Source organism: Cronbergia sp. UHCC 0137, assembly GCF_034932285.1.
Classification (GTDB): domain Bacteria; phylum Cyanobacteriota; class Cyanobacteriia; order Cyanobacteriales; family Nostocaceae; genus Cronbergia.
In genome coordinates this window covers 37,466-63,764 of sequence record NZ_JAYGHC010000019.1, presented here as the reverse complement: position 1 = coordinate 63,764, position 26,299 = coordinate 37,466, and the positions used below count along the sequence as shown (strand labels likewise).

Sequence of the window (26,299 nt, the reverse complement as noted above, 5' to 3'; positions counted from 1 at the left end):
CCTGACTCCTGACTCCTAGCCCTAACCAAAAAACCTTTTCAGCAAGTCCTAGTTAGTATTTTATTAAAGTGTATATTTAACTTTAAAAATCGGGTAAAATTATTTAGACCTTGCCGAACTCAGGTATGAAACTTATTCTTACCTTTGCGACTTTGCGTGAAACATAATTACTTATGGACTCCATTCATTTAACAGGGATTCGCTGCTACGGCTACACCGGGTTTTTACCAGAAGAACAGGTGCTAGGACAATGGTTTGAAGTGGACGTAAAACTATGGTTGGATCTTTCTCGTGCAGCCGAAACCGACGCAATTGCAGATACCCTAGATTATCGTCGCACTATTAGTTTAGTTCAAAACCTGGTCAAAACATCTAAATGTGCTTTACTGGAAAAATTAGCAGGTGCGATCGCTCATACTCTTCTTTACGATAGCGATCGCGTGACAAAAGTGCAAGTCCTTCTCAGCAAACCAGCCGCACCCATTCCCGACTTTAACGGTAAAATTAGCATTGAAATCACTAAAAGTAAATAAAATCCCCCGGCGACCAACCAAGGGATATTCTGGAACGCGTACTGACAGTAAACTATCATTAATACATTTATACCATATAAATAGTAAGTTTGTACTAAAGACACATAAATACTTTTTTGGCTAAATTCCTTGACGATCAGCTTGGTATTCGCTATAATAATTGTGATTATCTATTTACCAATATCTTCATTCCAAAGTTCGGGGTTAGTTTGAATAAACTCACTCATCATTTGTTGACATTCATCTAAATTTAAATCAATTACCTCCACACCGTGAGATACCATAAACTCTTTCGCACCGGGAAAAGTTTTTGATTCTCCAGCAACAACCTTTTTAATTCCAAATTGTACCACTGCACCTGCACACAAATAACATGGCATCAGTGTTGAATATAAAGTTGTGCCTTTATAACTGCCAATTCTGCCAGCATTACGCAAACAATCAATTTCAGCATGGGTAATAGGATCACCGTCTTGCACTCGTTTATTGTGTCCTCTACCGATAATTTTACCATCTTTAACAAGCACAGAACCAATGGGAATACCACCTTCTTGTCTACCTTGTTTTGCTTCGGTAATTGCAGCTTGAATAAATTTGTCCATTTGATTAGGATTTATAGGATTAATTTCGGGGCGTTGCTGAATTGAGGTATGAAAGTCAAAAATTTCATCTCCCAAACTCTTACTCTCTGCGTCTCTGCGCCTCTGCGTGAAATAAAATCATACTTTCACTCAGCAACACCAATTTCGGAAACATGGTACCCTCTTCCTTAAAAGAATATGTTAGATGAGTAAATAATTATATCAGCAATATCAGTCAAGATGCAAGAAAATTTAAACCTAAAAAAAGAGCCGCTACTGTTCCCGATACCGAAATCTCACCTTGAGTAATCTTCTGTAAAACTAAATTTTTAGGAATTAAAATAACTTCAATTTCTTCGGTGATATCTAAATTTTGTTTACCAGATTTGATCACATTTTCAGCTAAAAACAAATGAATTTGATTGGTATCTTTACTTGGTGCGCCGTAAAAAGTAGCTATTTTCTGGACATTTTCGGCAATATAACCGGTTTCTTCTTCTAGTTCCCTGATTGCTGCTGTTTCTGCCTTTTCTTTTTCAGGATTAAAGCTTCCTGCTGGCAACTCTATAAAAAATTCCCCTATAGCGTGCCTGTATTGCCTAACAAAAACAATCTCTTGACTACTTGTGATCGGTAACATGAAAGCAATATCTGGCTTAATGTTGACAAAATAATCATCTATAATTTTACCATTAGGTAACTCTATTTCATCTCTTCTGATTTTACACCAAGGATGATCTAAGACCATATTTGATTGTAAGAGATTCCATTTTTGTAAATTATTCATATTTTGATTAGTTTTCCAACCGTCATATTTTAAAAACATCTTTTTTTGACTGAGCTTTAAACTCTGAAACTTTAGTTTCTTATCTGTTCCCTGTTCCCTGTTCCCTGTTCCCTGTTCCCTTTCTTTGTAAAAAAGTATAACAGATTGATCAATTAAACTAAACTTTAAACATACACTGTACTCCTACTCGAACTTTATAAATTAGTATATCTATGGAAATAGATGTCAAAGTATTTACCGTAAACAAACGTTTTCCATTAACAATTAGCCGGGGAACAACGGCACAGACCACAAATGTATGGGTAAAAATTGTTGAAGATGACATTGAAGGCTGGGGGGAAGCTTCACCTTTTGGCGTGGGTAATCAAAGACAGTCAACAGATATAATTAGAGATGGGTTACTGCAAATCTCCCCTGTGTTACAATCATTTAGCCCTTGGCAACAACAGGAAATTGAAACAGTGCTTACACAAAATCAAATTCCTTCCGCAGTCAGGGCAGCCTTAGATATAGCATTGCATGATTGGTTGGGTAAGCGTGTAGGATTACCCTTATGGAAAATGTGGGGACTAAATCCCCAGAAAATTGTACCAACTTCAGTGACAATTGGGATTAATTCTCCTGAAAAAGCTAGGGCTAGGGTAAGAGACTGGTTAGAATTTATGGATGTTCACCTATTGAAAGTTAAATTAGGGAATCCAGAGGGAATAGAGGCAGATAAAAAAATGCTTTTAGCTGTGCAAGCAGAAGCACCAGGATCACAAGTATTTGTTGATGCTAATGGAGGTTGGAGTTTAACGGATGCGATCGCTATGTGTAATTGGTTGGCCGATTTAGGGATACAATATGTAGAACAGCCACTCCCGCGCGGTCAAGAATCAAGTTTAGCCACCCTAAAACAACATTCACCTCTACCCATTTTTGTCGATGAAAGTTGTTTCACCAGTGCCGATATTCCCCAGTTAGCTCAATTTGTAGATGGTATTAATATCAAGCTAATGAAATCCGGTGGTTTAACAGAGGCATTGAGAATGGTGCATACAGCCAAAGCGCATAAATTACAAGTAATGTTTGGTTGTTATTCTGATAGTTCTTTAGCCAACACAGCAGCCTTACAACTTGCACCCTTAGCTGATTATTTAGATTTAGACAGTCATTTAAATTTAATTGATGACCCTTTTATGGGTGCAGTGGTGGAAGCAGGACGAGTTTTGCCTAACAATTTACCAGGTTTGGGGGTACAATACAGTGCGTTTGGCGCTTAATCAAAGAATAGCAGTTTTACTACACGAGGGACTAGATGGAACTGGTGGTAAAACAGGTTTGTCGATTTTACGCTACAGTGAATCCCCCATTGTCGCCGTGATAGACCGGGAATCTAGTGGTAAATCATTACTAGAATTAACAGGCATTAAACGGGATGTACCCATTGTAGCATCAGTAGCATCCGCTTTGCACTTCCAGCCGGAAGTTTTGGTAATTGGGATTGCTCCCAAAGGTGGCGCTATACCAGATGATTATTGGATAGAAATCAAAGATGCACTCAAAGCCGGAATGTCGATAGTTAATGGCTTGCACACACCCTTGGCTAATATACCAGAATTGAATGCTCTGTTGAAACCAGGACAATTAATTTGGGATGTGCGAAAAGAACCAGGTAATTTAGATATTGCATCAGGGATAGCAAGGACTCTCCCCTGTCGGCGAATATTAACCGTAGGAACGGACATGGCTATTGGTAAAATGTCAACTAGCCTAGAATTACATTGGGCGGCAAAATTGCGGGGTTGGCGTTCTAAGTTTTTAGCCACAGGACAAACTGGATTGATGTTAGAAGGTGACGGAGTAGCCTTGGATGCCGTGCGAGTAGATTTTGCGGCTGGTGCCGTAGAACAGATTGTGATGCGGTTTGGTAAGAATTACGATATTTTGCAAATTGAAGGACAAGGTTCTTTATTACATCCTGGTTCAACGGCAACCTTACCTTTAATTCGTGGTTCTCAACCAACCCAGATGATATTAGTTCATAAAGCCGGACAAACTCATATTAAAAATTGTCCCCAGGTAGAAATTCCCCCATTACCAGAAGTAATTAAACTATATGAAACCGTCGCTAGTGCGGGGGGTGCATTTGGGACTGTGCCTGTGGTGGGAGTAGCCTTAAATACAAAAGATTTAGATGAAATAGCAGCAAAAGAAGCGATCGCTCAAACTATAAACCAAACAGGTTTACCTTGCACCGATCCTGTCCGCTTTGGCGCTGGAGTTCTCTTAGATGCCGTGATGTCCCGTTCTTAGGAAGCAGGAGGCAGCACTTCTCTTCGAGACGCTTCGCGGAAAGCGTCAGCTATGCCGTTAGGCTTTACGGCTACGCTCAGTGACCGGGGGCAGGGGGCAGGGGAGGCAGAGGAGGCAGGGGAAGCAGGGGAAGAATAAATTTTTTATTACCCATTACCCATTACCCATTACCCATTACCCATTACCCGTTACCCATTACCAAAATTAATTCGTGATCAAATATGGAATTATACTTAATCCGTCATGGCATAGCCGAAGAACATCAACCAGGGCTAAAAGATCAAGAACGCCAACTTACCAAAGAAGGACGACAAAAAACTGAGAAAGTAGCCCAAAAATTGATAAAACTAGAACTTAACTTTGATTTAATACTCACGAGTCCCCTAAGCCGCGCTCGACAAACCGCAGAAATACTTATTGCAGCTAAACTCAGTTCTCAACTAGAAGAATCTAGCCACCTTGCCCCCGACGGTAACATCGAAAATTGGCTAAAAGATTGGTATTATCCCCAAAATTACCCGGCTAAAACCCAACTCGCGCTAGTGGGACATGAACCTTGTTTGAGCAGTTGGGCAGAAATTCTCCTGTGGGGGGAAGTCAAAGAGCGTCTAGTCCTGAAAAAAGCAGGTATGATTGGGATAAAACTACCAGAAACAGGTTCTCCTTTGGGTCGTAGTCAGATGTTTTGGTTGACATCGCCCAAATACCTACTGTAACAGATTTTCAACCTTTCTTAACGAATGGTTGTGAGAACAGATACTGTTATGGCAAAAAATGATTTCTGGTATAGCAGTGGACAAGGTATTTAGGACATCAATTTATGATGTAAGTCCGGCTAAAACAGGGTTTTACTCCTGACTCCTGACTCCTGACTCCTGACTCCTGACTCCTGCTATAAGGTAACGTGATCAGATATTTCACAAAGTAAATGGTGTTGCCATGATGGTGTGCGAATACAAGCCTGGGTTAGAAGGCATTCCCGCCGCCCAATCAAGTATCAGTTATGTAGATGGGCAAAAGGGAATATTAGAATATCGTGGCATTCGGATTGAGGAATTAGCAGAAAAGAGTACATTCCTAGAAACTGCTTATCTCTTAATTTGGGGTGAACTGCCAAGCAAGACCGAACTGGAAGCTTTTGAGCATGAAGTCCTCCATAGTAGGCGGATTAAATATCGGATTCGGGACATGATGAAATGCTTTCCCGAAAGCGGCCACCCAATGGATGCACTGCAAGCCTCTGCTGCTGCTTTAGGTTTATTTTATTCACGTCGTGACCTACACAACCCCGTCTATATTCGGGATTCTGTTGTACGTTTGATGGCTACTATTCCGACAATGGTAGCGGCTTTTCAGTTGATGCGGAAAGGTAACGATCCTGTAAAGCCCCGCGATGATTTAGATTATGCTGCCAATTTCTTGTATATGCTCAACGAGAAAGAACCAGATCCTTTAGCAGCAAAGATTTTTGACATCTGCTTGATCCTTCATGTTGAGCATACAATGAATGCTTCTACCTTCAGTGCTAGGGTGACAGCTTCTACCTTGACTGACCCCTATGCCGTAGTAGCCAGTGCCGTGGGAACTTTGGGGGGACCCCTGCATGGTGGCGCTAATGAAGAAGTAATTGAGATGTTGGAAAAAATTGGTTCTGTGGATAAAGTCCCTGCTTATATAGATGAGTGTCTAGAAAGCAAAGCAAAAATTATGGGCTTTGGGCATCGTGTCTATAAAGTGAAAGATCCACGGGCGACCATCTTGCAACAATTGGCAGAACAGTTGTTTGACAAGTTTGGGTATGACAGTTATTACGAAATTGCCCTAGAAATGGAACGGATCATGGCGGATAAAGTTGGCAGTAAAGGAATTTATCCTAATGTTGACTTTTATTCTGGTTTGGTGTATAGGAAAATGGGGATTCCTACAGACTTATTTACACCAGTTTTTGCGATCGCTCGTGTTGCCGGTTGGTTAGCCCACTGGAAAGAACAACTAGCAGAAAACCGCATTTTCCGTCCTACCCAAGTTTATAACGGTCATCACGAATTTCCCTACACTCCCATTGACCAACGTTAATTTTGGGGATGGGTAATGGGTGATGGGTGATGGGTGATGGGTAATGGGTGATGGGTGATGGGTGATGGGTGATGGGTGATGGGTGATGGGTGATGGGTGATGGGTAATCTTGAAATCCGTGTCATCTGTGTAATCCGTTAAATCCGTGTTCGTGATTGGTAATAAATTAATTATTCCCCCCCCTGCCCCCTGCCTCCCCTGCCTCCCCTGCCTCTCCTGCCCCCTGCCCCCTGCCCCCTGCCTCCTGCCCCTTTTCTATCCCAACCATAAATAGAAGTTGTCATCTTGGTGCATGGGGTCAAAACCATCCAAGGATATACTAAACTCATGGACTGGCAACAAATTTACAATTAGGCATCATCTCAGCAGAGATTGTTAAAAGAATGGAGGATTAGGGATAAATGTTGAAAAATGAAGGATAAGAACCATTATTCACCCTTGATAATTCACATTTCATCCCTCATCCTTGAGTTGACTTAAAGAGTACCCAAAATGAATGCAGGAATTGACCTCCAAGGAACTTTTATTGAATCCGTCAAGGATTTAGGAATACCACCAGGGGCTGCCAAGGCACTTTGGATGCCATTGCCAATGGTGTTAATGCTGATTGGTGCTACGGTGGGAGTATTGGTTGCTACCTGGCTAGAACGGAAAATTTCCGCCGCAGTGCAGCAACGGATTGGTCCTGAATACCAAGGGCCTTTTGGGTTGCTAGTGCCTGTAGCCGATGGTCTGAAGCTAATCTTTAAAGAAGATATAGTCCCAGCCAAAGCCGATCGCTGGCTATTCACTCTCGGACCAATTATTGTCGTAATTCCGGTATTTCTATCCTTTCTCATTATCCCCTTTGGACAGAATATCGTCATTACTAACCTGGGAATGGGGGTCTTCTTGTGGATTGCTTTATCTAGCATTCAGCCCATTGGCTTGTTGATGGCAGGGTACGCCTCTAATAATAAATACTCCCTGTTGGGAGGTTTACGGGCGGCTGCACAGTCAATTAGCTACGAAATACCTTTGGCATTGAGTGTGTTAGCGATCGCTATGATGTCCAACAGTCTCAGCACCATTGATATTGTCAATCAACAATCAGGCTATGGTATCCTGGGCTGGAATATTTGGCGACAACCTGCCGGGTTTCTGATCTTTTGGATAGCCGTCCTTGCGGAATGCGAGCGCTTACCCTTTGACTTACCAGAAGCAGAAGAAGAATTAGTTGCAGGATATCAAACTGAATACGCAGGAATGAAATTCGGTTTATTTTACCTTGGTTCCTACGTTAATTTGATCCTTTCTTCCCTACTTGTAGCAATTTTATACCTTGGTGGTTGGGATTTCCCCATTCCCCTCAACTTGATCAATGGTTGGCTAGGAGTTAGCGAAACCGAGCCTATAGTACAAGTGGTAACAGCCGCATTAGGCATTACCATGACCGTACTCAAAGCCTATTTCCTAGTATTTATCGCCATCCTGATTCGTTGGACATTACCCAGGGTACGGATTGATCAATTGTTAGATTTAGGATGGAAATTCTTATTACCAATTGGTTTAGTTAACCTCCTACTAACCGCCGCCCTGAAATTAGCTTTTCCATTCGCTTTTGGTGGGTAATTGGTAATGGGTGATTGGTAATGGGTGATTGCTAAATTAAATATGCTTTCCTGCCCTCTGCCCTCTGCCCTCTGCCCTCTGTCCCCTGCCCCCGGTCGGTGAGCGAAGCCGAACCGCTGCCCCCTGTCACCTGAAAGGAGTAGAGACACTACAAATGCTAAAGTTCCTGAAACAAGTTGGCGATTATGCCAAAGAAGCCGCCCAAGCTGCTCGTTATATCGGCCAAGGTATGTCTGTCACCTTTGACCACATGCAGCGCCGACCAATAACCGTACAATATCCTTACGAAAAACTGATTCCTGGTGAACGGTTTCGCGGCAGGATTCACTATGAATTTGACAAGTGCATTGCTTGTGAAGTCTGTGTTCGTGTTTGTCCCATTAACTTACCTGTAGTTGATTGGGAATTTGACAAAGCTACCAAAAAGAAAAAACTCAATCACTACAGCATCGACTTTGGAGTTTGTATTTTCTGCGGTAACTGTGTGGAATATTGCCCAACCAACTGTTTATCAATGACAGAAGAATATGAGCTTGCCACCTACGATCGCCACGAACTAAACTACGACAGTGTAGCATTAGGACGTTTACCCTACAAAGTCACCGACGATCCTATGGTGACACCATTACGGGAATTGGTATACCTGCCTAAAGGAGTTCTCGAACCTCACGGTGTACCAGCCGATGCTCCTCGTGTTGGTGCGCGTCCAGAAGACCTTGTAGAAACAGGTAGTAACTAATTAATTCCCACTGAAAATTTGTCAAATATTACAAAGGATCGAAAAAAGTGAATCTAGCAGAAGGAGTACAGATTATTTCATTTGGCATATTAGGTGTGATGATGATTGGCGCAGCCCTGGGCGTAGTGCTGGCCTCTAACATCGTCTATTCTGCCTTTATGCTGGGTGGTGTGTTTATCAGCATGGCCGGACTGTACTTATTGCTAAATGGAGATTTCGTCGCCGCAGCCCAAGTGCTGATTTACGTTGGGGCAATTAACGTACTGATTTTATTTGCCATCATGTTGGTGAACAAGCGCCAGGACTTTTCCCCCTTACCTAGTGCAGGTATAAGGAAAGTCATTACAGGAGTAGTGAGTATAGGACTATTTGTTCTATTAAGTACAATGGTACTAGCAACTCCTTGGGCTTATTCTGCCCCTCCAGTAGCCGGTCAAAATTCCATAGTTGTGATTGGTGAACATTTTTTCACCGACTTTTTACTCCCCTTCGAGTTGGCTTCTATTTTGTTGCTAATAGCGATGGTGGGAGCAATTATTTTGGCACGTCGGGAATATTTGCCTGATACCCTATCACCTTCTCAACTACCACAAACTATTTTGACCTTGCCAGAACGTCCCAGAGAAATGGTAGGTGCAGGTAGCGGCAATACTGACAACAACTAACAACCAACACAAGATTCATGCAACTCCAGTATTTCTTATTATTAGCAGCAGCTTTGTTTTGTATTGGCATCTATGGCTTGATTACTAGCCGTAACGCCGTGCGGGTGCTAATGTCAATTGAGTTGTTGCTGAATGCTGTTAATTTGAATTTAATGGCATTTTCCAACTACCTTGACTCAACATTAATGAAAGGTCAGGTTTTCACGGTTTTCGTGATTACTGTGGCGGCTGCTGAAGCGGCGGTTGGTTTAGCGATCGTGCTGGCCATTTATCGCAACCGTGATACCGTCGATATGGAGCAGTTTAATCTCCTGAAGTGGTAATAGTACGTGCAACTCAAGCAGGTAATCATTGCTTATAAAGCACGAGACTCCCAAAGTAAACGTTGGGCAGAACTCTGTGCTAAACAACTAGAAGATCGTGGATGCCATGTATTGATGGGGCCTAGCGGACCTAAAGATAACCCCTATCCGGTATTCTTGGCTTCTGCAAGTCAACCAATAGATTTAGCTTTGGTGCTTGGTGGTGACGGTACTGTGCTAACAGGTGCTAGGCAGTTAGCCCCAGATGGCATTCCCATTCTCGGTGTAAATGTGGGAGGTCATCTGGGTTTTTTAACTGAGTCTGTAGACGAGTTTCAAGAGCCGGAGAAGGTTTGGGATCGTTTGTTAGAAGATCGCTATGCTATTCAACGGCGGATGATGTTACAAGCGGCAGTATATGAGGGTCATGGCTCAAATTTAGAGCCGGTAACTGAACGTTATTTGGCTTTGAATGAGTTTTGTGTTAAACCTGCTTCTGCCGATCGCATGATCACTTCAATTCTGGAAATGGAAATTGATGGTGAAGTGGTTGATCAATATGTGGGTGATGGGTTAATTATTTCTACTCCCACTGGTTCTACTGGGTACACTGTATCTGCCAATGGACCAATTATGCACGATGGGATGGAAGCTATTACCATCACTCCTATTTGTCCGATGAGTCTTTCTAGTCGCCCTCTGGTGTTACCCCCTGGTTCTATGGTCAGTATTTGGCCGTTAGGGGATTATGATTTAAGCACTAAATTATGGATGGATGGGGTATTATCTACTTCCATTTGGCCAGGACATCGGGTTGATGTGCGGATGGCTGATTGTCGGGCAAAGTTTATTATTTTACGGGAGAATAACTCATACTATCAAACCTTACGGGAGAAGTTACTGTGGGCTGGAACGAGGGTTCACTATAATAATAATCACCGTAATTGATAGTAATGTTGTATTTTTTATTTTAGCCCCTGATGCGATCGGGGGTTTTATCTCACATTGAGCAAGGACTAAGTAGGGTTTGATGAAAAGGTCTTTTCGTTAGGGCTAGGAGTCAGGAGTCAGGAGTCAGGAGTCAGGAGGAGAGTTAAAAACATTTTTTCATCTCTGGCTGCTCACAAAAGTGCAAGGTTTTTCAGACACAAGAGCCTGAATTTATTTAATGTTATCTTGTAAAAAGATAATCAGAAGATGTAGAGACATTTGAGTAAACGCCTCTACAAAGGTTAAAGATAGATCAATTTCCCCCATAGAATTACTAATAAGCAAATCTAGCTAACCAATAAATAGTTATCCCCAAAATTGATCCAGCTATTACCTGAACTGGGGTATGTCCTAGTAATTCCTTCAAACGGTCTTCCCTAAATTCTGGTTTTTCTTGAAATAATTCATCAATCATTTGATTGAGTATCCGCGCTTGCTTGCCGGCAGCTTGACGGACTCCAGCAGCATCATACATGACAATGATGGCGAAAACCATAGCTACAGCAAATTCAGGGGATGCCCAACCTATAGTTTGACCAACACCTGCGGCTAAAGCTGTGACTAAAGCTGAATGGGCGCTGGGCATACCTCCGGTTGTGACTAAAACACGCACATCAAGTTTGCGATGTTTGATCATCTCAATAATGAGTTTTAATCCTTGAGCCACAAAACAAGCTACAAGAGCAACCAGCAGCACGCGGTTGTTAATAATGTCGCCTATGTCCTGCATGGTATTTTGGTTAGGTTATTAAATATTAGCTGGTGGTGTAAGGAGGGAAAATGTATAGGAGGAGTCAGCACTTCTCTTCGAGACGCTTCGCGGTAAGCGTAAGCTATGCCGTTAGGCTTTACGGCTACGCTCAGTGACCGGAGTTAGGAGTCAGGAGTAAAACCCTGTTGTGAAACGAGTTTCATCAATGGCTTACGTCAAGCTGCGCTAACAATTGATGTCCCAACCGCCTTGGCGGTTGCCATAAAATTCAACCGAAAATCCCAAATTTCCCTAGTGATTGCGACTATTAATAAAGTGAGCGATCGCTTGCAGGGGAATGGCTTTTTGTCCAAATGACTCTAATTCTACACAAGCTGCTTCTACCAGTTGTTGTGCTTTAGACCGTGATTCCTCAAGTCCCCAAAGGCTGGGATAGGTGACTTTTTGGGCTTTTAAGTCTTTCCCGGCGGTTTTACCTAGTTGCTCTTGGGTAGCTGTGATATCTAAAATATCATCAATGATTTGGAAAGCCAGCCCAATATTTTGAGAATAACGGGTTAATTTTTGCACTTCTTCTACAGAAGCACCGGCGATAATTCCACCACAAACCACAGAGGCTTCTAACAGGGCGGCTGTTTTGTGATTATGAATGAAATTCAGGGTTTCTAAAGAAATATCTGGCTTACCTTCCGATTCTAAATCTACGACTTGGCCTCCTACCAAACCTGCTGCACCCAAGGCTTTACCCAACCGGGCTAAAACTTGAACTACTCTCTCTTTGGGTATACAGGAGGGGGTTTGGGTGGCGACAAATTCAAAGGCTAAGGCTAATAAACCATCCCCTGCTAAAATAGCGATATCTTCGCCGTAAACCTTATGATTTGTTAATTTACCGCGACGATAATCGTCATTATCCATTGCTGGTAGGTCATCATGAATTAATGACATGGTGTGCATCATTTCTACTGCACAGGCTGTAGGCATGGCCATTTCTATTGTGCCACCAATCATTTCACTGGTAGCAAGGCAGAGAATGGGACGCACCCTTTTACCTCCAGCTAGGAGGGAGTAGCGCATGGCTTCGTATATCTTTTCTGGATAAACGATGGGGATGGCCTGATCTAACGCGGTTTCACAAAGCTTTTGTCGCTCTTTTAGATAGTCCGCGAGGTTAAATTTGGCTTCTTTAGTTGGTTTTTGGAAGTTATCTGTTGCTACCATTCTTCATTTCCTAAAGTTTTTTGTTGATCTATGTCACAATTTTACGGTGCTGTGGCGCTCAAACACTCACTGATTTACTCAATTTTGTGTTGTCCGTAAATAGCTGGAAACTGTATTTTCTAATAACATAGCTACTGTCATCGGTCCAATACCGCCGGGAACTGGGGTAATATATTCTGCCACATTAGCGATCGCCCTAAATTCAATATCGCCAACTAACCGACTTTTACCTTTGCTATCGGTGACACGATTTATCCCCACATCTATCACAACAGCGCCCGGTTTGACCATATCAGCAGAGATTAGTCCAGGACGACCGACTCCAGCTACGAGAATGTCGGCTGTTTGGGTGATGGCTTTTAAGTCGTGCGATCGCGAATGAGCAATTGTCACTGTGGCATCTGCTTCTAACAACATTAAGGCCATTGGCTTACCTACCAAAATACTCCTTCCTACCACCACTGCCTGTTTTCCTGCTAGGGAAATTTTATATTCTGCCAATAGTCGCATCACGCCGGCTGGGGTACAACTGCGTAACCCGGTTTCACTTCTTACCAACCGTCCCAAGTTGACTGGGTGTAGTCCGTCTGCGTCTTTGTCGGGGGCTATTTGATGCAAAAGAGCGATCGCATCCAAATGATCAGGTAAAGGTAATTGTACTAAAATTCCATCTACTCTTTGATCTTGGTTCAGTTGGTTAATAATGTCCTCTAGTTGACTTTGACTGGTTTCACTAGGCAAATGCTGACCAAATGATGCTATACCAACTTGAGCGCAAGCTTTTTCTTTATTGCGAACATAGGCTGCGGAGGCTGGATTATCACCAACCATCAACACTGCTAAACCAGGGGGTCTGCCTATTTTAGGTTGTAATTGTGCGATCGTCGCTGCAAGTTCTGTGTAAATTTTTTCGGCTAATCCCTTACCATCCAGGATTTTGGCAGTTTTTGTGTTCATTATCACCCAGATCATACTCCTATTTTATCTTCAATCCCTAGCATCACAATCTAATTTTGTCAATTCTTGTTAAACAAAAATTACAACTTCTTGTGTTACTATTTACATATTTAATACTACAGGTTTTAGCCTTTACTTTAATTCACATAAATCGTAAAATAGAAGATAATCATTAACTTAACCAAAAAGTTGGGTTTAATTTGGAATTAATTTATAGTCATGTTATCTAAACTAAAAGTACAACATTACAAAAGTCTATTTGATGTTGAAGTAGATTTAGAACCATTAACCGTATTTATTGGTTCCAATGGTTCAGGTAAATCAAACATTTGCGAAGCTCTAGCTGTATTTTCTGATTTTATTCAAAGACTTATAAATAGTGCAAATATTAATTATGAAATTATCGACTTCTTCCAAGAATCATTAAAAACTGTAAGCAAAAATCAGCAGAGTCTTGAATCTAAATTTTGGCATGGAAAACCAGATTATCTTTTTTTTGAGGTTAGTACCCTTGCTACAACAGAAAATACACCTTCTGAAAATAATCAAAATCTTTTAGATACAGATATATCAGTTCGCCTTGATTATCTTCAAAGAGCAGTTTGCATAACAGATTTTATAGGAAAATATACAAATTATTTAAGAGAATCTCTCATTGAGAATAAATACGGTGATTCTGCTCTTGACAATTCTCTCAAAAAAGTTAATGTTTATGATTTTTCTCCAGTTGCTCTTTCTAGCCAAAGTTCATCAGCAGGGAGTATGGATAGAACTGGAGAAGGAATTGCTGATGCTCTAGTTGATATCTTGCACAGTAATAGAACAAGTTTTGATGAACTAGAAGCACGTCTAACACGACTTGTTCCTAATATCCAAAAAATAGTATTACCTCGTGGCAAAAATCAAACTTTTTTACTTGAATTAGTTGATAAATATTCAGCACATCATATTCCTGCTTCCGACATATCCGATGGAACATTGAGAATCCTGGCCTTTTTAACCGCGTTGTATCAAGAAACTACTCCAAGTGTTATTTGCTTTGAAGAAATAGAAAATGGAGTTCATCCGTGGCTACTACATAAAATGATGGAATTACTAAAAATAGTTTCTACAGAAGGAATAAATGATAAGCCTGTGCAAGTTTTAATCACAACTCATTCTCCCGTATTATTGAATTATGTTGAAGCTTATCAAGTCCGTGCAGTTGAGTTAGATCAAGAAGGTAAAACTCAAGTTCATAAACTACCGATAGATTCTCTACGTTTTCAAAAAGCCTTAGAAGCTTATGATGGAGAATTAGGCGAACTTTGGTTTACAAATGTGTTTGGAGGAAATCCAGCATGAACCGTCGGATTAGAATTGGGTTAATTGCTGAAGGAGAAGCAGAACTAGGAGCAAGTATTCCTTATATAAAACCAGAAAATGGTGGAAAATTAATTGATAGACAAAATGAAGGCGCACTGCATACCTTAATTAGACGAGAACTTGAAAATGCTGGATTACCTGATTGCGATTTTATTCAAAGACATCCATCAATCAATGAAAGTCGAGTTTGTAGACTGCGTACCGGATATTCAATTTTAGATCCAAAATATTTAGCACAGATTGTTATTGCTTGGAAACCAGAAGAGATAGATATGATCGTCATTGTAGTTGATGCCGATGATATACAATATAAAAGAGAGGTTGAATTAAAAGGAGCTTTAGCTAAAATTCGTGATAATCACTTAGATATCAATGATAAACCAATTAGCGATCGCAGTGCGGCCGGTCTAGCAATTAGGAACTTTGAAACATGGTTAATGGCTGATAATCATACTATTGATCAGATTTTAGGCACAGGATTTGAACAACTAGAAAACTTAGAAAATCTAGACAACACAAAAGATTTATTAGACAAAGCAATTAGAGAATCAACCTACCTTTCTGAAATAACCACCAATCAACGTCCCTTACAAATTCGATGGAACTTAGCTTTTAAGATTGATTTAGCGATCGTTAAAACTTCCTGTCCAAATGGATATGCTAATTTTACACAATCTTTAATCACCGCCGCAAAAGCAGTTATACCAATTTTAAATCTTGAATTTTAAATTTATAATGCAACCAACAAAAGTTTTTTCCTTTAAGTTATCTAATCTATTTTTGACTTTCCTTCTCCTAACTGGACTTTATAGTTGTGGTAATCCTAATTTTAATCCCAATAACTTGAAAATAGGTGTTAATATCACCCCAATTCGAGAAATTAAACCCACACAAACCCAATCAGCAACAGTATCCATTGAAGGGAAGATAGAAAAGCAAGCCCCAATGATCCAGCGTTGGGCGTATCAAATTAATGACACAACAGGTAAAATTTGGGTACTGACAAAACAAGATAATTTACAACTAGGACAGCAAGTAGTATTGAAAGGTAAGGTAAAATACCAAAGTATCCCTTTAGGGGGAAAAGAGTATGGGGAAGTTTACTTAGAAGCAGAATAAATGAATCATCAACCAGTTCATGTCAGCATTGCTATTCTTTACCAAGAAAACCAATATTTGATGCAGCTACGTGATAACATTCCTGGTATTGCTGCACCTGGTAGATGGGCGCTGTTTGGTGGACATATCGAACCTGGTGAAACACCAGAGATAGCACTCCAGCGAGAAATTATTGAAGAAATCGGGTATGAATTACCAACTTTTACTGAATTTGGCCTTTATCCCGATGAAAAAATCATCCGTCATGTTTTTCAAGCGCCCTTGCTGGTAGAATTAAACCAATTGGTGTTAAATGAAGGTTGGGATATGGGTTTATTAACATCAGAAGATATTCGTCGGGGTAATTGTTATTCAGCCATAGCCGGAGAAGTCAGACCATTAGGGGATGTACATCAACAAATTATGCTGGACTTTATCAATAAAAAATAATTCTGATGCAAACAGCAAACAAACAAACTGGTTCACAAAAATGGTTAAATATAGGCTTGGCTTTTCCTATCATTATTTTGAATGGTTGGTTACTAATCCAATTTGTACACTACTTTCAGCCTTTAGTAAGTGTAGTTTCTTCAGCCATTTTATTAGCTTTTGTTCTTGATTATCCTATTCAGTTTTTACATAAACGTGGAGTACCGCGTAACTTAGCCATTGCGGGAGTATTACTATTAACCGTAGTAATTTTAGGGGCTGTCGGCGTAATTTTAATTCCGTTAATTTTAGAACAGTTAAACGAATTAGCTAATTATCTCCCTGCTTGGATAGGTTCTGGTTCTGAACAATTAGAGGCATTTCAAAACTGGGCAGCTACGCAACAGTTACCTGTGAATTTAAGCGGTTTAGCAACTCAACTTTTAGAAAAATTATCTAATCAATTTCAGTCTTTTACTGGTAAAATTCTGGGTTTTGCTTTCGATACTATTGGTGTTTTAGTTAATGTCATCTTAGCAGTAGTTTTAACTGTTTATTTAATTTTAAATGGTGAGCAATTATGGGATGGTGTTTATAAGTGGTTTCCTAAAAATACTGGCACAAAAGTTAGGGTATTACTGCGTGAAGACTTCCAAAATTATTTTATTGGTCAGGCTACATTAGGTGCTATACTGGCTTTAACGGTGACATTAGCCTTTTTATGGTTAAAAGTTCCATTAGCATTACTTTTTGGTATTGGTATTGGCTTTTTCTCACTTTTTCCTTTTGGTACAGGAATTGGAATTGGGATTGTGAGTTTATTAGTAGCGTTACAAAATTTTTGGCTAGGGGTAGAAGTTTTAGGTATAGCTGTAACTATTGATCAAATAAATTCTAATTTTATTGCACCCCGGATTTTAGGAAATTTGACAGGTTTGAATCCTGTTTGGGTGGTAATTTCTTTATTGTTAGGAGCGAAATTAGGCGGTGTTTTAGGTTTGTTGGTAGCAATTCCCATTGCTAGTTTTATTAAAGATGTAGCTGATAGTTGGCGTGAAGGTGCATTTAATCCGGTAGTTGTGACGGAGGAGGAGATTCAAAATTCAGGAATTTAGGATTAATGTACGGTAAAATTTACTGATTTTGTGATGTTTTTCTTGGGGTTGCTAAGAGTGTGATCAAGCCAATATCTAAGATTTGAATTGTTTTTTGTAAAGAGCGATCGCTCTCGGCTTGGTATATAATAATATAGGCTGACTTTGTTAGTGCTAAGGTGGTTAAATCATGATTCAAGTCTTACAAAAACAAGTTACGTTTGCAGAATTTGTAGACTGGAAACCAGGAGGAGGACATTATGAGTTACATAATGGAGTAATTGTTGAAATATCTCAGCCATTAGGAAAACATGAAGATATTGTTGGATTTTCAGCTAGAAAAATAACTGTAGAATTTGATAGATTGAATCTGAATTACTCTATTCCTAAACAGGCTTTAGTTAAGCCACCTGGAAGTGAATCGGGTTATATACCAGATGTTTTGTTATTGAATAGTGATAATTTGATTAATGAGTCACTTTGGGAAAGGGAATCAACTGTGACTCAAGGTGATTCTATTCCTTTAGTGGTTGAAGTTGTTAGTAATAATTGGCGTGTTGATTATTTAACTAAGTTGAAAGATTATGAAGAAATAGGCATTCGTGAATATTGGATTATTGATTATTTGGCTTTAGGTGGTATTCGTTATATAGGCAGTCCTAAACAGCCTACTATATCAATTTATTCTTTAATTGATGGGGAATATCAAGTTACTCAATTTATAGAAAATCAACGGATAATATCACCTACTTTTCCTGGTTTGAATTTAACGGCTGAACAAATTTTTAAAACTGGTAATATTTAACAGTAAGAACATCATGCCCAAAATTGCGTAAATGTTCTACAACCACATAAGGAAATTGTTCATCGGCATACAAACTACCCATTAGGCTTATTGGTTCTCCTTAATAGCTAAGGCAATTTCTTCAGGATACATAGAAGCATAAAACACTTGAATGTTTACATTAAAACGTTCTGCTAGTTGTTGAATTTGATTAAAAGTCAATGTTTTTTTATTGTTTAGGATAGCCTTTATGGTATCTGATGAACCAATTTCAGGTAAATCTGATAAATTCAGTTTATGTTCTTCTATTAGATAAGCTAATATATCATTTTTATGACAATTAGGAAGAGGATAATGTTCTGTTTCGTAAGCCTCAATTACTGTTCCTAATGTATCTAATAAATGATAAAGAGGATGTTGTTCATTAGTACCAATTTCATCAAGCAAATTATTTAACCTCGTAATTGCTTGTTCATATTCTTCTTCATTGCGAATTGTCAGTAAAGGAGAAATAGCATTCCAATGAATATTGATATCTGAGGGAAGGGTGGTTAATTTTTCCATATATTTTTGTCGTATTCTGAATGAGTTAAGATATAACGAATGTAAACTTTTTGGCGATTAAAGTGAATGGAAGTAATCAAGCGATATTTATTACCACCAATATTAAACACTATTAAATCACCTACAATATCAGCACTAGGAAAAACAGAACGTAATTCATCAAAATTTTCAAAAGTGCTGGAATTGATAAGTTTTAACCAACGAATTAGCGCACTTTCACTATCAGGATATTTTTCCCAGAATTGACTCAGGACTTTACGAGAAATAATGTGCATTACTGGATTTGTAAAGCTATTATAGCAAATTCTATCATAATATGATTACTAGCGATCGCCTCTTCAATATCCTTAATTCGTTCAAGTTTATTTTATCTTATTTCTTCCATTTAGTAATTCGCCAACCTAAAGCAATAAATAGCAAGGTGGCAATAAAGCTTAATAATAGCGAAGCATAGAAGGGATGAGGTGGATTATTAACAGAAATATTTGATAGAGGTATGTTATACCAATTCTGTATAAAGATGCGCCAAATTTAGAAAGGAACGAACCACAGAGACACAGAGAACACAGAGGAGGAAAAGACAAGGTTACAAAATTCAGCGCAGCCTCATAAAGAAATGGTATTAATTTTATCAATGTGTGTTGTAACTATACCAAAAACGATAGCTTTGCTCGCCGCAGGCATCGCACCTCCACCAAATCCTATACCTAATATTGAAATTGTCTGTTCTAACGAGCGATCGCTCTCTAGTTTGCTTTAAATATTAATTTGAATTATAATTGTAAGACAAGTTGTATATTATTAAATATGAGTAAACTAATTTTAGAAATTCCTGATCAAGTAACTGAGGGATTACGTCTACCTCCTGATGAACGGCTGGATCGCATCCGTACTGAATTAGCAATTAGACTTTATCAAAAAGGGATTCTTTCTTTTGGTAAAGCCCGTGAATTATCGCAATTAAGTAAATGGGAATTTCATGAATTATTGGGACAAGAAAATATTGATCGTAGTTATGATTTGGAAGAATTAGAAACAGATTTAGAGACTTTAAAAAAATTATCATGAAAGCAGTTAGTAATTCATCGGTTTTAATTGCTTTAAGTAGTATTGGACAATTAGAGCTAATTAATCGGTAGGAATTTTGATCTGGGCTAAACAAAATGGATTAATTCCTAATTTAAGGGAACAACTTGATGCTTTGCAATCTGTTGGTAAGTTTCGTTTAAGTAATTTAATTTATCAAGAAGCTATTAAAAAAGTTGGTGAATAGTGTAAAAAATTAGGTCAACCCAACCTACATTACTGTTCCGATCTAGACCACAAACGTAGGGGTTTAGCATTGCTAAACCCTTACCCAATGACTACACCACTAAAAAGTTGAATGCTTTATTTTTTGGCAGTGCCTTATAACAAATTTTATCATAATCTGATTACTAGATAATGGAAGATTGTAGCTAAATGATGTTAATTTTGTAAAGTCGTGAGTATGTTTATAAAAACATGATTTCTAATTCTATGACCCTGACTTCAGAAGAAATCACCGCATATCGTGATCAATTTGCACGTTTAGATGATGCTATAAAAACAATGTAGAGCCGAGAATCCCTATACAAGGAATGGCTCTACATGGAAATTCATACGGCTAAAAAAGGACGATTAGGCTGTTTTTTGGTGCTTGCTGAACCTACGCCATGCCAAACCACCACCCAATAGAACTAAGCCCGGAATGGGACTAAACTCAAAGGGGACAGGAGTTGCCGCAGAAGAATAAGTTAAGGTTGAACTGTCTGCATCTAGGACTCCAGATGCCCCAAAGTCAAAAGTATTCAAGAGATCAAGAAAGGTCGAGCCGCTAGCGATTGAAGTGTTAAATGAAAGTCCAGTGTTACCATTAATGAAACCGAAAAAATTAGTATTCGATTTATCAATATTCCCACCAACTACAGTAAATAAATTCTCAATAACGCCATTTGCTAAGGCATCTACCGGTGCAGTCAATCCCAGTCCGGCGGGAAGAGAGGTTATACTGACAGCAGAGGCGGCAAAAGTACCATCACCATCCGGTAAAGTAATAATCCCAGAGACAGTACCATTAACTGCACCATCTTCATTACTAAAACTGAAGTTATAAAGACTAAAGGCATGGGCAGGAGACGTAAGGGCAGAAATTAAACTGATACCTAGAGCAAATCCAGTTACAGCAAGGTTTCTAGCGATTTTGTGGGGGGGGTAATAGCATTATTATCTAAGTTAAAGTAGTGAGCAATATATCGGCTTCTTTTCAGTTAATATCATCACTTATTGAGCTTTAATTGTCAATCCTGACCTTTGCCGCTATTTTTTTTAATTGATGGGTAATTTGACTCGTTAGTATCATAGGAAAACTCCGTTAAGAATCTAAACGCTTTTAAAATGTACGTCGCGCAGTCTCTAGGAGAGGTGTTGTAAAAAGATCGCCACGCGCTACCCTTATCTTCATCATAGCGATCGCTCTTTTCTGGATACTGTTCTAACCACGCTAACCGCACAGCATGACCAATCAACACATCTAAAACAATATATTCCTCAATTTGTAAGTTAGGATTATTAGTAGCGATCGCTGCTAGTTCCATTAAGGCTTCTACATTCACCTGTCGGTATTCTGGGGCTTCAATTTTATTCAGCAAATGCTCAATTCTTAACGCAAAATTCCTTTCCCCCGCAGTCATTTCCGAAAGCATCACCTCACTTTCTAACCGATTGCGTCGCTCTAATTTATCACCAATTACTATCCCTTTGCATTGCTGCATCAATAACCAAACTTGTTTAAAAAAGTCCTTGGGAACACGGTTAATTGCACCTTCCCCTTGACGAAATCTGCGCCATTCTCCTGGTGCAACTTCGATGTCTTCACTAATTGCAGGTTTGACTACCCACGCAATCTCACTTTCTTTTTGCTTGACGTGCAATGATTCCTGTTGACGCAACAAACTACTCATTAAAGTATAACCAGTTAATACTTGATGCAGTCTTGTTTTCACCTCAAAGGGCGATAGTTGCATTAAATAATCATAAGCCTCATCTTGTGTAACCCGCAATTCCTGGGCTAATTCACTGGTAATTAACAAGATCAAATAACCAACTCTCAGGGTTAGCAATCCTTGAAATAATTCCGGTTCAGACTTGATTAACACACCCAAATAGATTAAAATCTCCTGAGTCAGAACGCGATCGCGGATATCTTCACGACAAAAGTGATTAATTTTATCGGCTATTTCTGTATGGGACATGGGTACAATTAACAGCGAAGCTTCACTGTAAGCCCTCCCGACTGCAATTTGTTTACCTTGTACCAACATACTCGTCACCGCGTCAGATAAACCAATATCCACCATTTGACGCAACCCGGCCGCACGACGCACCACCGCCCAAATACCTAAATCTCCGGCTTTGGTGTATACTTCATCTAATAAATCTGCTACGGTGACAGGATGACCAGGACCCCCATAACCAGTATCAAATTCTAGTCCCTGCAAGCGTTTTAATGTTTGCAATAACTCTATTTGTTCATAGATATTCTCCGAAGATCGCAAATGGGACAGTAATAAGTTCAAGTTGGTTTCACATTCCATTTGGAATTCTTGCGTGTGTCCTAAACGCCAGCTTTTCCCCGGATGATAAGGTAAATAATAGCATCTTGGTACGGCATTTTTAACGGGCGATCGCTCAAATTCTCCCGCATGAATAAAATCAATTGTTTGCATTCCTGCTGTTAGCATTAATTGATTAATTCGCCCTAATTTTACTTGTACACCATTACAAACACCATTTTTCAGTTCTTGCATTAATTCTAATAACGCATCTGAACCAATTTCTAACATGGTATGAGTTAACATTAAAGTCAGAGTCGGACGACCTAAATCACTCCAATATTTTTGGATATAGGCTAATTCACTCTTTAATTGATCTACCAAAAAATGATAATCTAGAGTTAAATAAAATTGTTGAGAATCAAGAAACGAAGGTAAAAATACAATCTTTTCTCCAGAAATCCGAAATATTCTCGATGTCGTCAAACTCCGTAACCGTCGGACTGGACGACCTGTTAAACCCAGTTGATCATTTCGTCCAATTTGGGTGTATATTTGGGAAAGTTCACCAGCTTTCCTTACCTGAATCGGTTCTATTTGGGTAGGAGTTTGAGTTTCAATTCCATGAACGTCTAGCTTTTTTTGTAATTCTTCGTCTTCGGCTAATAAAGCAATTTGTACTAAAGATTGACGACTTTTGCCCACACATAAATATCTACCCAAAGGATCAATTTCACCAACTGCTAATAATCCTTCACTTAACATTTCACCCAGAAAATATAAACTTTGCGCCCACACTAAGGGGATATTTTCATTGGGTAATCTGGGCTGAGTTTGGGGGGCTATTTTTTCCGCTTCTACGTTTTCTTCGGGAACATAATACAGTTCTGGTAATAAAGATAAACCATCCTGTTCTACAAGTAAGGATTTTAAAAGTTTTTGATATTTTTTAACTTGTTCTTGATCTTGACGAAATAAACCATCCAAAACTAAATAAGTGAAAAACAACGGCCATTCACATTCAATATCTTCAAATTGCTTGAGTTCTGCTGGTTCATAATGCAGACGTTGGGTATCTTCTAAAACGGTTTGGTGTCCATCTCGTAAAAACCTTTTACAGCCGTATTTTCCAGCCAATTTTGTGATAATTTTATTAAAAGTGCGATCGCGCAATTGTTCATCTTCTACGGCAAAGGCTGGATAACTAATAATACTCAACAAAGCCCCATCTACTTCTTTAGAACCAGATTCCCTCGGTAATAATGATTCTAAGGTAATTCTCGCCCTGGTGATTTCATCCGGTAGTACATGAATTACCGAAGTTTGACCACCATGCACCCCAAATAAATTTAGTCCGTTGATAGCCTCTAAAGCCGCTTTGGCCATACCGACGGAACTAGCGTTTAACTCTGCACTACCATGATTAATTTTATTCCCCCGTTCCCAAATTCCGTAGTCTGGAGTTCGGTAAGCCCTGCCAATGTAGTATACAAGATTTTGAACAAAATTAACTTCATCTAATGTATAAATAATAGATAATCCGGCGGCGGTCATTTGCGCCAACATCAATAAAAATATAGATGTAGCATCAAGTTGGAGATGTCCCCACTCATCATCACCTACGACAATATCCCCAGTCGCCGTGTTATATTTGGCGTGTAATCCATCCAGTAAAGATTGGGTATGCTTAAATTTTTCTACCTTCGCGCTTTGTTTCATCATGGCGAACAATAAACCGCGCATCAGCTTGATTATACTATGTTCGAGTTCATAGGTGCGTCCCTCGTCGTGGTCTACCTTGCGATAAGCTATGGCTAAACCCCAAACCCCCAAAATGCTGTAAACATTATCACGCACCCAGGCATCCGTGTAATCACCATGATCATTCACCGCTGTACTCGCAGGAAGCAACCCAGTAATGGGATTTTGACGGGAAAGGATAATAGTTTTGATTTGCTGATAGTAAAAATCTAAGCGAGTTGGTAGGGGTTTGGTGATTTTCATGATCTGAATTTAGACCGATTTCGGGAAATTTTACCCTGTAATTTCAGGGTTATTCTCGCAAAAGCTAGACTTTATATAGGGTTTGCTGAAAAAGTCCTTGCGTTAGGGCTAGGAGTCAGGAGTCAGGAGTCAGGAGTCAGGAGAAGAGTTAAAAACATTTTTTTATCCCTGGCTACCCACAAAAGTACAAAGTTTTTCAGACACAAGACGCTATAACCTTGCAACTATCGTCTTTTTTATGAGCTTCAAGCCTTTGATTTATCAGGTTTATATGCCTAACGGCACGCTACGCTATCAGCAACGCCTATATATTAGCATTAAATAAGCGATCGCTAAAATCTAAAAGTTGGTGAAATAATATTCTGTGCTTCCAAAAATGCTGCAACCCTGAAAATTAAGGCTTCATGATCAGGTGCGGCGATTAATTGTACTCCTAGAGGTAAAGTATTAGGGTGCTGAATTGGAACTGATAAAACTGGTAAACCAATAAAAGATAATGGTTGGGTGAATAATCCTAAATGGGGACGAACGAGAATTTCTTCTCCATTTAAAATCATGGTTTTTTGACCAATTAACGGGGCAGTGATTGGTGTAGTAGGTGCTATAATTATATCAACATTTTGAAATATTTCCCGCAAGCGATCGCTATACCATTTCCTAAACCGTTGTGCTTGCAAATACCAATTACTAGGAATTAAAGCCCCAGCCAAAAAGCGATCACGTGTTGCTGGATCAAAGTCTTGGGGACGGTTTTTCAATTGTTCCAAGTGCAGATTCGCGCCTTCACTGGCTGTAATCACAAAAGCCGCAGCACGGGCGCGGTTAGCTTCTGGTATTGTTACATACTCAGTTACACCCAAAGCGTCAGCTACTTTTTGTACTGCTGCTAAGACTTCTGGGGCGGCATTTTTGGTAAAATATTCTTGAGCGATCGCTATCCTTATCCCCTCAACCCCTTGATGAATTTGCGGTAAACATAACTCAGGAAGGCGTTTTGTACAAACTGGATCTCGTGGATCTTCCCCTTGCAGCAAATCAAACACCATTGCCAGATCCCGCACTGAACCAGCAAAAGCCCCAATATGGTCAAAACTGCTAGAAAATAAACTCACACCAGCACGGGATAAGCGCCCATAAGTCGGTTTAAACCCAAACACACCGCACAAAGCCGCCGGAACGCGAATGGAACCATTTGTGTCAGAACCCAAAGCCAGAGGAACTAAACCAGCCGCTACAGCCGCAGCCGAACCACCAGAAGAACCACCTGCTACCCGTTGTAAGTCATGGGGGTTATGAGTAGCACCATAATGAGCATTTTCTGTCACAAATCCATAAGCGTACTCATCCATATTTAACGCCCCAATTAACACAGCACCGGCTTGTTTTAACCTAGTAATTGCGGTTGCATTTTGGGTAGCTGGGGGATTTTCGGCGTTGATTTTTGAACCTGCTAAAGTTGTTAAACCAGCAATATCAAAAAGGTTCTTAACTGCAAAAGGTACACCAGCTAATACACCAGGATTATTACCTTGAGAAATTTCTCTATCAATACGTTCTGCATCTGCTAAAGCTGTTTCTGTGGTGATAGCGGTAAAACAATTAAGTTCAGGATTTCGTGTTGCAATTTTGGCTAAAGTTGCTTTGGTAATTTCGAGTGCGCTAATCCTTCTCGATAAAACATTTGCGGCTATAGATACAGCATCATTCATGGTTTAAAAATGGGGGCAATTTCTATTTCTTCTGGTAAAGTAAAGGAGTTAACAATTTCTGCAATTGATTTAATTCTTTCAAAATTAGCTATCACTTCATCTTGATATTCATCATTTATTGGTAATTGTAATAGCAAAGACATTTGTTTAACATATTCCTGAGTATTAAAATTTTGATTATCCATTTTAATAAATACCTGTAGCATTA

The 26,299-nt window shown here is 39.6% G+C and carries 32 protein-coding genes; 19 read left to right on the top strand and 13 right to left on the bottom strand.

Annotated features, from left to right (window positions below; genetic code table 11):
• The first annotated feature begins 173 nt into the window (after positions 1–173).
• On the top strand, positions 174–533 hold the full coding sequence (gene folB, locus VB711_RS11825) for a dihydroneopterin aldolase (protein ID WP_323286212.1): 360 nt from the start codon (positions 174–176) through the stop codon (positions 531–533).
• A gap of 170 nt (positions 534–703) precedes the next feature.
• Here the strand turns inward: folB and VB711_RS11820 are convergent, their stop codons facing one another.
• Together VB711_RS11820 and VB711_RS11815 are read right to left on the bottom strand one after the other, a co-directional pair.
• Entirely contained in the window at positions 704–1,135 is a 432-nt protein-coding gene (locus VB711_RS11820; protein ID WP_323286272.1) for a nucleoside deaminase, read from the bottom strand.
• A gap of 214 nt (positions 1,136–1,349) precedes the next feature.
• On the bottom strand, positions 1,350–1,901 hold the full coding sequence (locus tag VB711_RS11815) for an NUDIX hydrolase (protein ID WP_323286211.1): 552 nt from the start codon (positions 1,899–1,901) through the stop codon (positions 1,350–1,352).
• A 212-nt stretch (positions 1,902–2,113) separates the two neighbouring features.
• Between VB711_RS11815 and VB711_RS11810 the strand changes: the two genes are divergently transcribed.
• The 4 genes from VB711_RS11810 (at position 2,114) to VB711_RS11795 (ending at position 6,275) form a co-directional block, all read left to right on the top strand.
• A complete protein-coding gene (locus VB711_RS11810; protein ID WP_323286210.1) occupies positions 2,114–3,166 on the top strand; it encodes a dipeptide epimerase in 1,053 nt (350 codons plus the stop codon).
• A complete protein-coding gene (locus tag VB711_RS11805) occupies positions 3,150–4,199 on the top strand; it encodes a DUF1611 domain-containing protein (RefSeq protein ID WP_323286209.1) in 1,050 nt (349 codons plus the stop codon). Before VB711_RS11810 ends, VB711_RS11805 begins: the two co-directional genes overlap by 17 nt.
• Before the next feature lie 221 nt (positions 4,200–4,420).
• Positions 4,421–4,915 (top strand): phosphohistidine phosphatase SixA, encoded by a 495-nt coding sequence (gene sixA, locus VB711_RS11800; RefSeq protein WP_323286208.1) that lies wholly within the window; start codon positions 4,421–4,423, stop codon positions 4,913–4,915.
• 223 nt (positions 4,916–5,138) lie between these two features.
• Entirely contained in the window at positions 5,139–6,275 is a 1,137-nt protein-coding gene (locus VB711_RS11795; RefSeq protein ID WP_323286207.1) for a citrate synthase, read from the top strand.
• Here the strand turns inward: VB711_RS11795 and VB711_RS11790 are convergent.
• Complete coding sequence (locus VB711_RS11790) at positions 6,272–6,400, bottom strand: alpha/beta hydrolase (protein ID WP_323286206.1); 129 nt, start codon at positions 6,398–6,400, stop codon at positions 6,272–6,274. The genes VB711_RS11795 and VB711_RS11790 overlap by 4 nt on opposite strands.
• Before the next feature lie 367 nt (positions 6,401–6,767).
• Here VB711_RS11790 and nuoH point away from each other — a divergent pair, with 367 nt between their 5' ends.
• From nuoH to VB711_RS11765, 5 genes are all read left to right on the top strand, one after another.
• A complete protein-coding gene (gene nuoH, locus VB711_RS11785; RefSeq protein WP_323286205.1) occupies positions 6,768–7,886 on the top strand; it encodes an NADH-quinone oxidoreductase subunit NuoH in 1,119 nt (372 codons plus the stop codon).
• Between the two features lie 154 nt (positions 7,887–8,040).
• On the top strand, positions 8,041–8,625 hold the full coding sequence (gene ndhI / locus VB711_RS11780) for an NAD(P)H-quinone oxidoreductase subunit I (protein ID WP_323286204.1): 585 nt from the start codon (positions 8,041–8,043) through the stop codon (positions 8,623–8,625).
• Between the two features lie 47 nt (positions 8,626–8,672).
• Entirely contained in the window at positions 8,673–9,290 is a 618-nt protein-coding gene (locus VB711_RS11775; RefSeq protein WP_323286203.1) for an NADH-quinone oxidoreductase subunit J, read from the top strand.
• A gap of 17 nt (positions 9,291–9,307) precedes the next feature.
• Complete coding sequence (nuoK, locus tag VB711_RS11770) at positions 9,308–9,613, top strand: NADH-quinone oxidoreductase subunit NuoK (protein WP_323286202.1); 306 nt, start codon at positions 9,308–9,310, stop codon at positions 9,611–9,613.
• Between the two features lie 6 nt (positions 9,614–9,619).
• Complete coding sequence (locus VB711_RS11765; RefSeq protein WP_323286201.1) at positions 9,620–10,540, top strand: NAD(+) kinase; 921 nt, start codon at positions 9,620–9,622, stop codon at positions 10,538–10,540.
• A 316-nt stretch (positions 10,541–10,856) separates the two neighbouring features.
• Here VB711_RS11765 and VB711_RS11760 read toward each other — a convergent pair whose 3' ends face one another.
• The 3 genes from VB711_RS11760 to folD all read right to left on the bottom strand — a co-directional run bounded on the left by VB711_RS11760 (position 10,857) and on the right by folD (position 13,472).
• Complete coding sequence (locus tag VB711_RS11760; RefSeq protein WP_323286200.1) at positions 10,857–11,312, bottom strand: divergent PAP2 family protein; 456 nt, start codon at positions 11,310–11,312, stop codon at positions 10,857–10,859.
• Positions 11,313–11,585: 273 nt separating this feature from the next.
• A complete protein-coding gene (gene crtE, locus VB711_RS11755) occupies positions 11,586–12,515 on the bottom strand; it encodes a geranylgeranyl diphosphate synthase CrtE (protein WP_323286199.1) in 930 nt (309 codons plus the stop codon).
• Positions 12,516–12,593: 78 nt separating this feature from the next.
• A complete protein-coding gene (gene folD / locus VB711_RS11750; protein WP_323286198.1) occupies positions 12,594–13,472 on the bottom strand; it encodes a bifunctional methylenetetrahydrofolate dehydrogenase/methenyltetrahydrofolate cyclohydrolase FolD in 879 nt (292 codons plus the stop codon).
• A 219-nt stretch (positions 13,473–13,691) separates the two neighbouring features.
• On the opposite strand from folD, the gene VB711_RS11745 reads away from it, so the two are divergent.
• Genes VB711_RS11745 through VB711_RS11725 form a run of 5 tightly spaced genes read left to right on the top strand, consistent with a single transcriptional unit; the run spans position 13,692 to position 17,479 of the window.
• On the top strand, positions 13,692–14,816 hold the full coding sequence (locus tag VB711_RS11745) for an AAA family ATPase (RefSeq protein WP_323286197.1): 1,125 nt from the start codon (positions 13,692–13,694) through the stop codon (positions 14,814–14,816).
• Positions 14,813–15,565, top strand: a complete 753-nt coding sequence (locus VB711_RS11740; RefSeq protein ID WP_323286196.1) for a hypothetical protein — start codon at positions 14,813–14,815, stop codon at positions 15,563–15,565. Before VB711_RS11745 ends, VB711_RS11740 begins: the two co-directional genes overlap by 4 nt.
• Positions 15,566–15,617: 52 nt before the next feature.
• Positions 15,618–15,956 (top strand): hypothetical protein, encoded by a 339-nt coding sequence (locus VB711_RS11735; protein ID WP_323286195.1) that lies wholly within the window; start codon positions 15,618–15,620, stop codon positions 15,954–15,956.
• Positions 15,957–16,385, top strand: coding sequence for an NUDIX hydrolase (locus tag VB711_RS11730; RefSeq protein WP_323286194.1), 429 nt, complete (start codon positions 15,957–15,959; stop codon positions 16,383–16,385).
• 5 nt (positions 16,386–16,390) lie between these two features.
• Positions 16,391–17,479: an AI-2E family transporter gene (locus VB711_RS11725; RefSeq protein ID WP_323286193.1), complete on the top strand. Its 1,089-nt coding sequence runs from the start codon at positions 16,391–16,393 to the stop codon at positions 17,477–17,479.
• Between the two features lie 19 nt (positions 17,480–17,498).
• On the opposite strand, the gene VB711_RS11720 is transcribed toward VB711_RS11725, so the two are convergent.
• Positions 17,499–17,657, bottom strand: coding sequence for a hypothetical protein (locus VB711_RS11720; RefSeq protein ID WP_323286192.1), 159 nt, complete (start codon positions 17,655–17,657; stop codon positions 17,499–17,501).
• Here VB711_RS11720 and VB711_RS11715 point away from each other — a divergent pair.
• Positions 17,649–18,263, top strand: a complete 615-nt coding sequence (locus tag VB711_RS11715) for a Uma2 family endonuclease (RefSeq protein ID WP_323286190.1) — start codon at positions 17,649–17,651, stop codon at positions 18,261–18,263. The two genes, VB711_RS11720 and VB711_RS11715, sit on opposite strands and share 9 nt — an antisense overlap.
• Positions 18,264–18,350: 87 nt before the next feature.
• On the opposite strand, the gene VB711_RS11705 is transcribed toward VB711_RS11715, so the two are convergent.
• Both VB711_RS11705 and VB711_RS11700 read right to left on the bottom strand, forming a co-directional pair.
• Complete coding sequence (locus VB711_RS11705; RefSeq protein WP_323286188.1) at positions 18,351–18,806, bottom strand: transcriptional regulator; 456 nt, start codon at positions 18,804–18,806, stop codon at positions 18,351–18,353.
• Entirely contained in the window at positions 18,794–19,081 is a 288-nt protein-coding gene (locus VB711_RS11700) for a type II toxin-antitoxin system HigB family toxin (protein WP_323286187.1), read from the bottom strand. The genes VB711_RS11705 and VB711_RS11700 overlap by 13 nt, the downstream gene beginning before the upstream one ends.
• A 341-nt stretch (positions 19,082–19,422) precedes the next feature.
• On the opposite strand from VB711_RS11700, the gene VB711_RS11695 reads away from it, so the two are divergent.
• From VB711_RS11695 to VB711_RS11685, 3 genes are all read left to right on the top strand, one after another.
• Positions 19,423–19,566: a hypothetical protein gene (locus VB711_RS11695; RefSeq protein WP_323286186.1), complete on the top strand. Its 144-nt coding sequence runs from the start codon at positions 19,423–19,425 to the stop codon at positions 19,564–19,566.
• Positions 19,567–19,613: 47 nt separating this feature from the next.
• A complete protein-coding gene (locus VB711_RS11690; RefSeq protein WP_323286185.1) occupies positions 19,614–19,874 on the top strand; it encodes a UPF0175 family protein in 261 nt (86 codons plus the stop codon).
• 76 nt (positions 19,875–19,950) lie between these two features.
• Positions 19,951–20,079 (top strand): DUF3368 domain-containing protein, encoded by a 129-nt coding sequence (locus VB711_RS11685; RefSeq protein ID WP_323286184.1) that lies wholly within the window; start codon positions 19,951–19,953, stop codon positions 20,077–20,079.
• Positions 20,080–20,465: 386 nt separating this feature from the next.
• Here the strand turns inward: VB711_RS11685 and VB711_RS11680 are convergent, their stop codons facing one another.
• The 4 genes from VB711_RS11680 to VB711_RS11665 all read right to left on the bottom strand — a co-directional run bounded on the left by VB711_RS11680 (position 20,466) and on the right by VB711_RS11665 (position 26,276).
• The gene (locus VB711_RS11680) at positions 20,466–20,807 is read right to left on the bottom strand and encodes a hypothetical protein (RefSeq protein ID WP_323286183.1); all 342 of its coding nucleotides are present in this window, start codon (positions 20,805–20,807) and stop codon (positions 20,466–20,468) included.
• A gap of 317 nt (positions 20,808–21,124) precedes the next feature.
• Positions 21,125–24,382, bottom strand: a complete 3,258-nt coding sequence (locus VB711_RS11675) for a glycoside hydrolase family 15 protein (protein ID WP_323286182.1) — start codon at positions 24,380–24,382, stop codon at positions 21,125–21,127.
• A 332-nt stretch (positions 24,383–24,714) separates the two neighbouring features.
• Complete coding sequence (locus VB711_RS11670; RefSeq protein WP_323286179.1) at positions 24,715–26,091, bottom strand: AtzE family amidohydrolase; 1,377 nt, start codon at positions 26,089–26,091, stop codon at positions 24,715–24,717.
• Complete coding sequence (locus VB711_RS11665) at positions 26,088–26,276, bottom strand: DUF4089 domain-containing protein (protein ID WP_323286178.1); 189 nt, start codon at positions 26,274–26,276, stop codon at positions 26,088–26,090. Before VB711_RS11665 ends, VB711_RS11670 begins: the two co-directional genes overlap by 4 nt.
• Positions 26,277–26,299 lie beyond the last annotated feature (23 nt).

Bases quoted from the DNA above. Each gene is read 5' to 3' on its own strand.
- folB (WP_323286212.1), top strand. From the start codon at position 174: ATGGACTCCATTCATTTAACAGGGATTCGCTGCTACGGCTACACCGGG.
- VB711_RS11820 (WP_323286272.1), bottom strand. From the start codon at position 1,135: ATGGACAAATTTATTCAAGCTGCAATTACCGAAGCAAAACAAGGTAGA.
- VB711_RS11815 (WP_323286211.1), bottom strand. From the start codon at position 1,901: ATGAATAATTTACAAAAATGGAATCTCTTACAATCAAATATGGTCTTA.
- VB711_RS11810 (WP_323286210.1), top strand. From the start codon at position 2,114: ATGGAAATAGATGTCAAAGTATTTACCGTAAACAAACGTTTTCCATTA.
- sixA (WP_323286208.1), top strand. From the start codon at position 4,421: ATGGAATTATACTTAATCCGTCATGGCATAGCCGAAGAACATCAACCA.
- VB711_RS11795 (WP_323286207.1), top strand. From the start codon at position 5,139: ATGATGGTGTGCGAATACAAGCCTGGGTTAGAAGGCATTCCCGCCGCC.
- VB711_RS11790 (WP_323286206.1), bottom strand. From the start codon at position 6,400: ATGACACGGATTTCAAGATTACCCATCACCCATCACCCATCACCCATC.
- nuoH (WP_323286205.1), top strand. From the start codon at position 6,768: ATGAATGCAGGAATTGACCTCCAAGGAACTTTTATTGAATCCGTCAAG.
- ndhI (WP_323286204.1), top strand. From the start codon at position 8,041: ATGCTAAAGTTCCTGAAACAAGTTGGCGATTATGCCAAAGAAGCCGCC.
- nuoK (WP_323286202.1), top strand. From the start codon at position 9,308: ATGCAACTCCAGTATTTCTTATTATTAGCAGCAGCTTTGTTTTGTATT.
- VB711_RS11760 (WP_323286200.1), bottom strand. From the start codon at position 11,312: ATGCAGGACATAGGCGACATTATTAACAACCGCGTGCTGCTGGTTGCT.
- crtE (WP_323286199.1), bottom strand. From the start codon at position 12,515: ATGGTAGCAACAGATAACTTCCAAAAACCAACTAAAGAAGCCAAATTT.
- folD (WP_323286198.1), bottom strand. From the start codon at position 13,472: ATGAACACAAAAACTGCCAAAATCCTGGATGGTAAGGGATTAGCCGAA.
- VB711_RS11745 (WP_323286197.1), top strand. From the start codon at position 13,692: ATGTTATCTAAACTAAAAGTACAACATTACAAAAGTCTATTTGATGTT.
- VB711_RS11740 (WP_323286196.1), top strand. From the start codon at position 14,813: ATGAACCGTCGGATTAGAATTGGGTTAATTGCTGAAGGAGAAGCAGAA.
- VB711_RS11730 (WP_323286194.1), top strand. From the start codon at position 15,957: ATGAATCATCAACCAGTTCATGTCAGCATTGCTATTCTTTACCAAGAA.
- VB711_RS11725 (WP_323286193.1), top strand. From the start codon at position 16,391: ATGCAAACAGCAAACAAACAAACTGGTTCACAAAAATGGTTAAATATA.
- VB711_RS11715 (WP_323286190.1), top strand. From the start codon at position 17,649: ATGATTCAAGTCTTACAAAAACAAGTTACGTTTGCAGAATTTGTAGAC.
- VB711_RS11705 (WP_323286188.1), bottom strand. From the start codon at position 18,806: ATGGAAAAATTAACCACCCTTCCCTCAGATATCAATATTCATTGGAAT.
- VB711_RS11700 (WP_323286187.1), bottom strand. From the start codon at position 19,081: ATGCACATTATTTCTCGTAAAGTCCTGAGTCAATTCTGGGAAAAATAT.
- VB711_RS11695 (WP_323286186.1), top strand. From the start codon at position 19,423: ATGGTATTAATTTTATCAATGTGTGTTGTAACTATACCAAAAACGATA.
- VB711_RS11690 (WP_323286185.1), top strand. From the start codon at position 19,614: ATGAGTAAACTAATTTTAGAAATTCCTGATCAAGTAACTGAGGGATTA.
- VB711_RS11675 (WP_323286182.1), bottom strand. From the start codon at position 24,382: ATGAAAATCACCAAACCCCTACCAACTCGCTTAGATTTTTACTATCAG.
- VB711_RS11670 (WP_323286179.1), bottom strand. From the start codon at position 26,091: ATGAATGATGCTGTATCTATAGCCGCAAATGTTTTATCGAGAAGGATT.
- VB711_RS11665 (WP_323286178.1), bottom strand. From the start codon at position 26,276: ATGGATAATCAAAATTTTAATACTCAGGAATATGTTAAACAAATGTCT.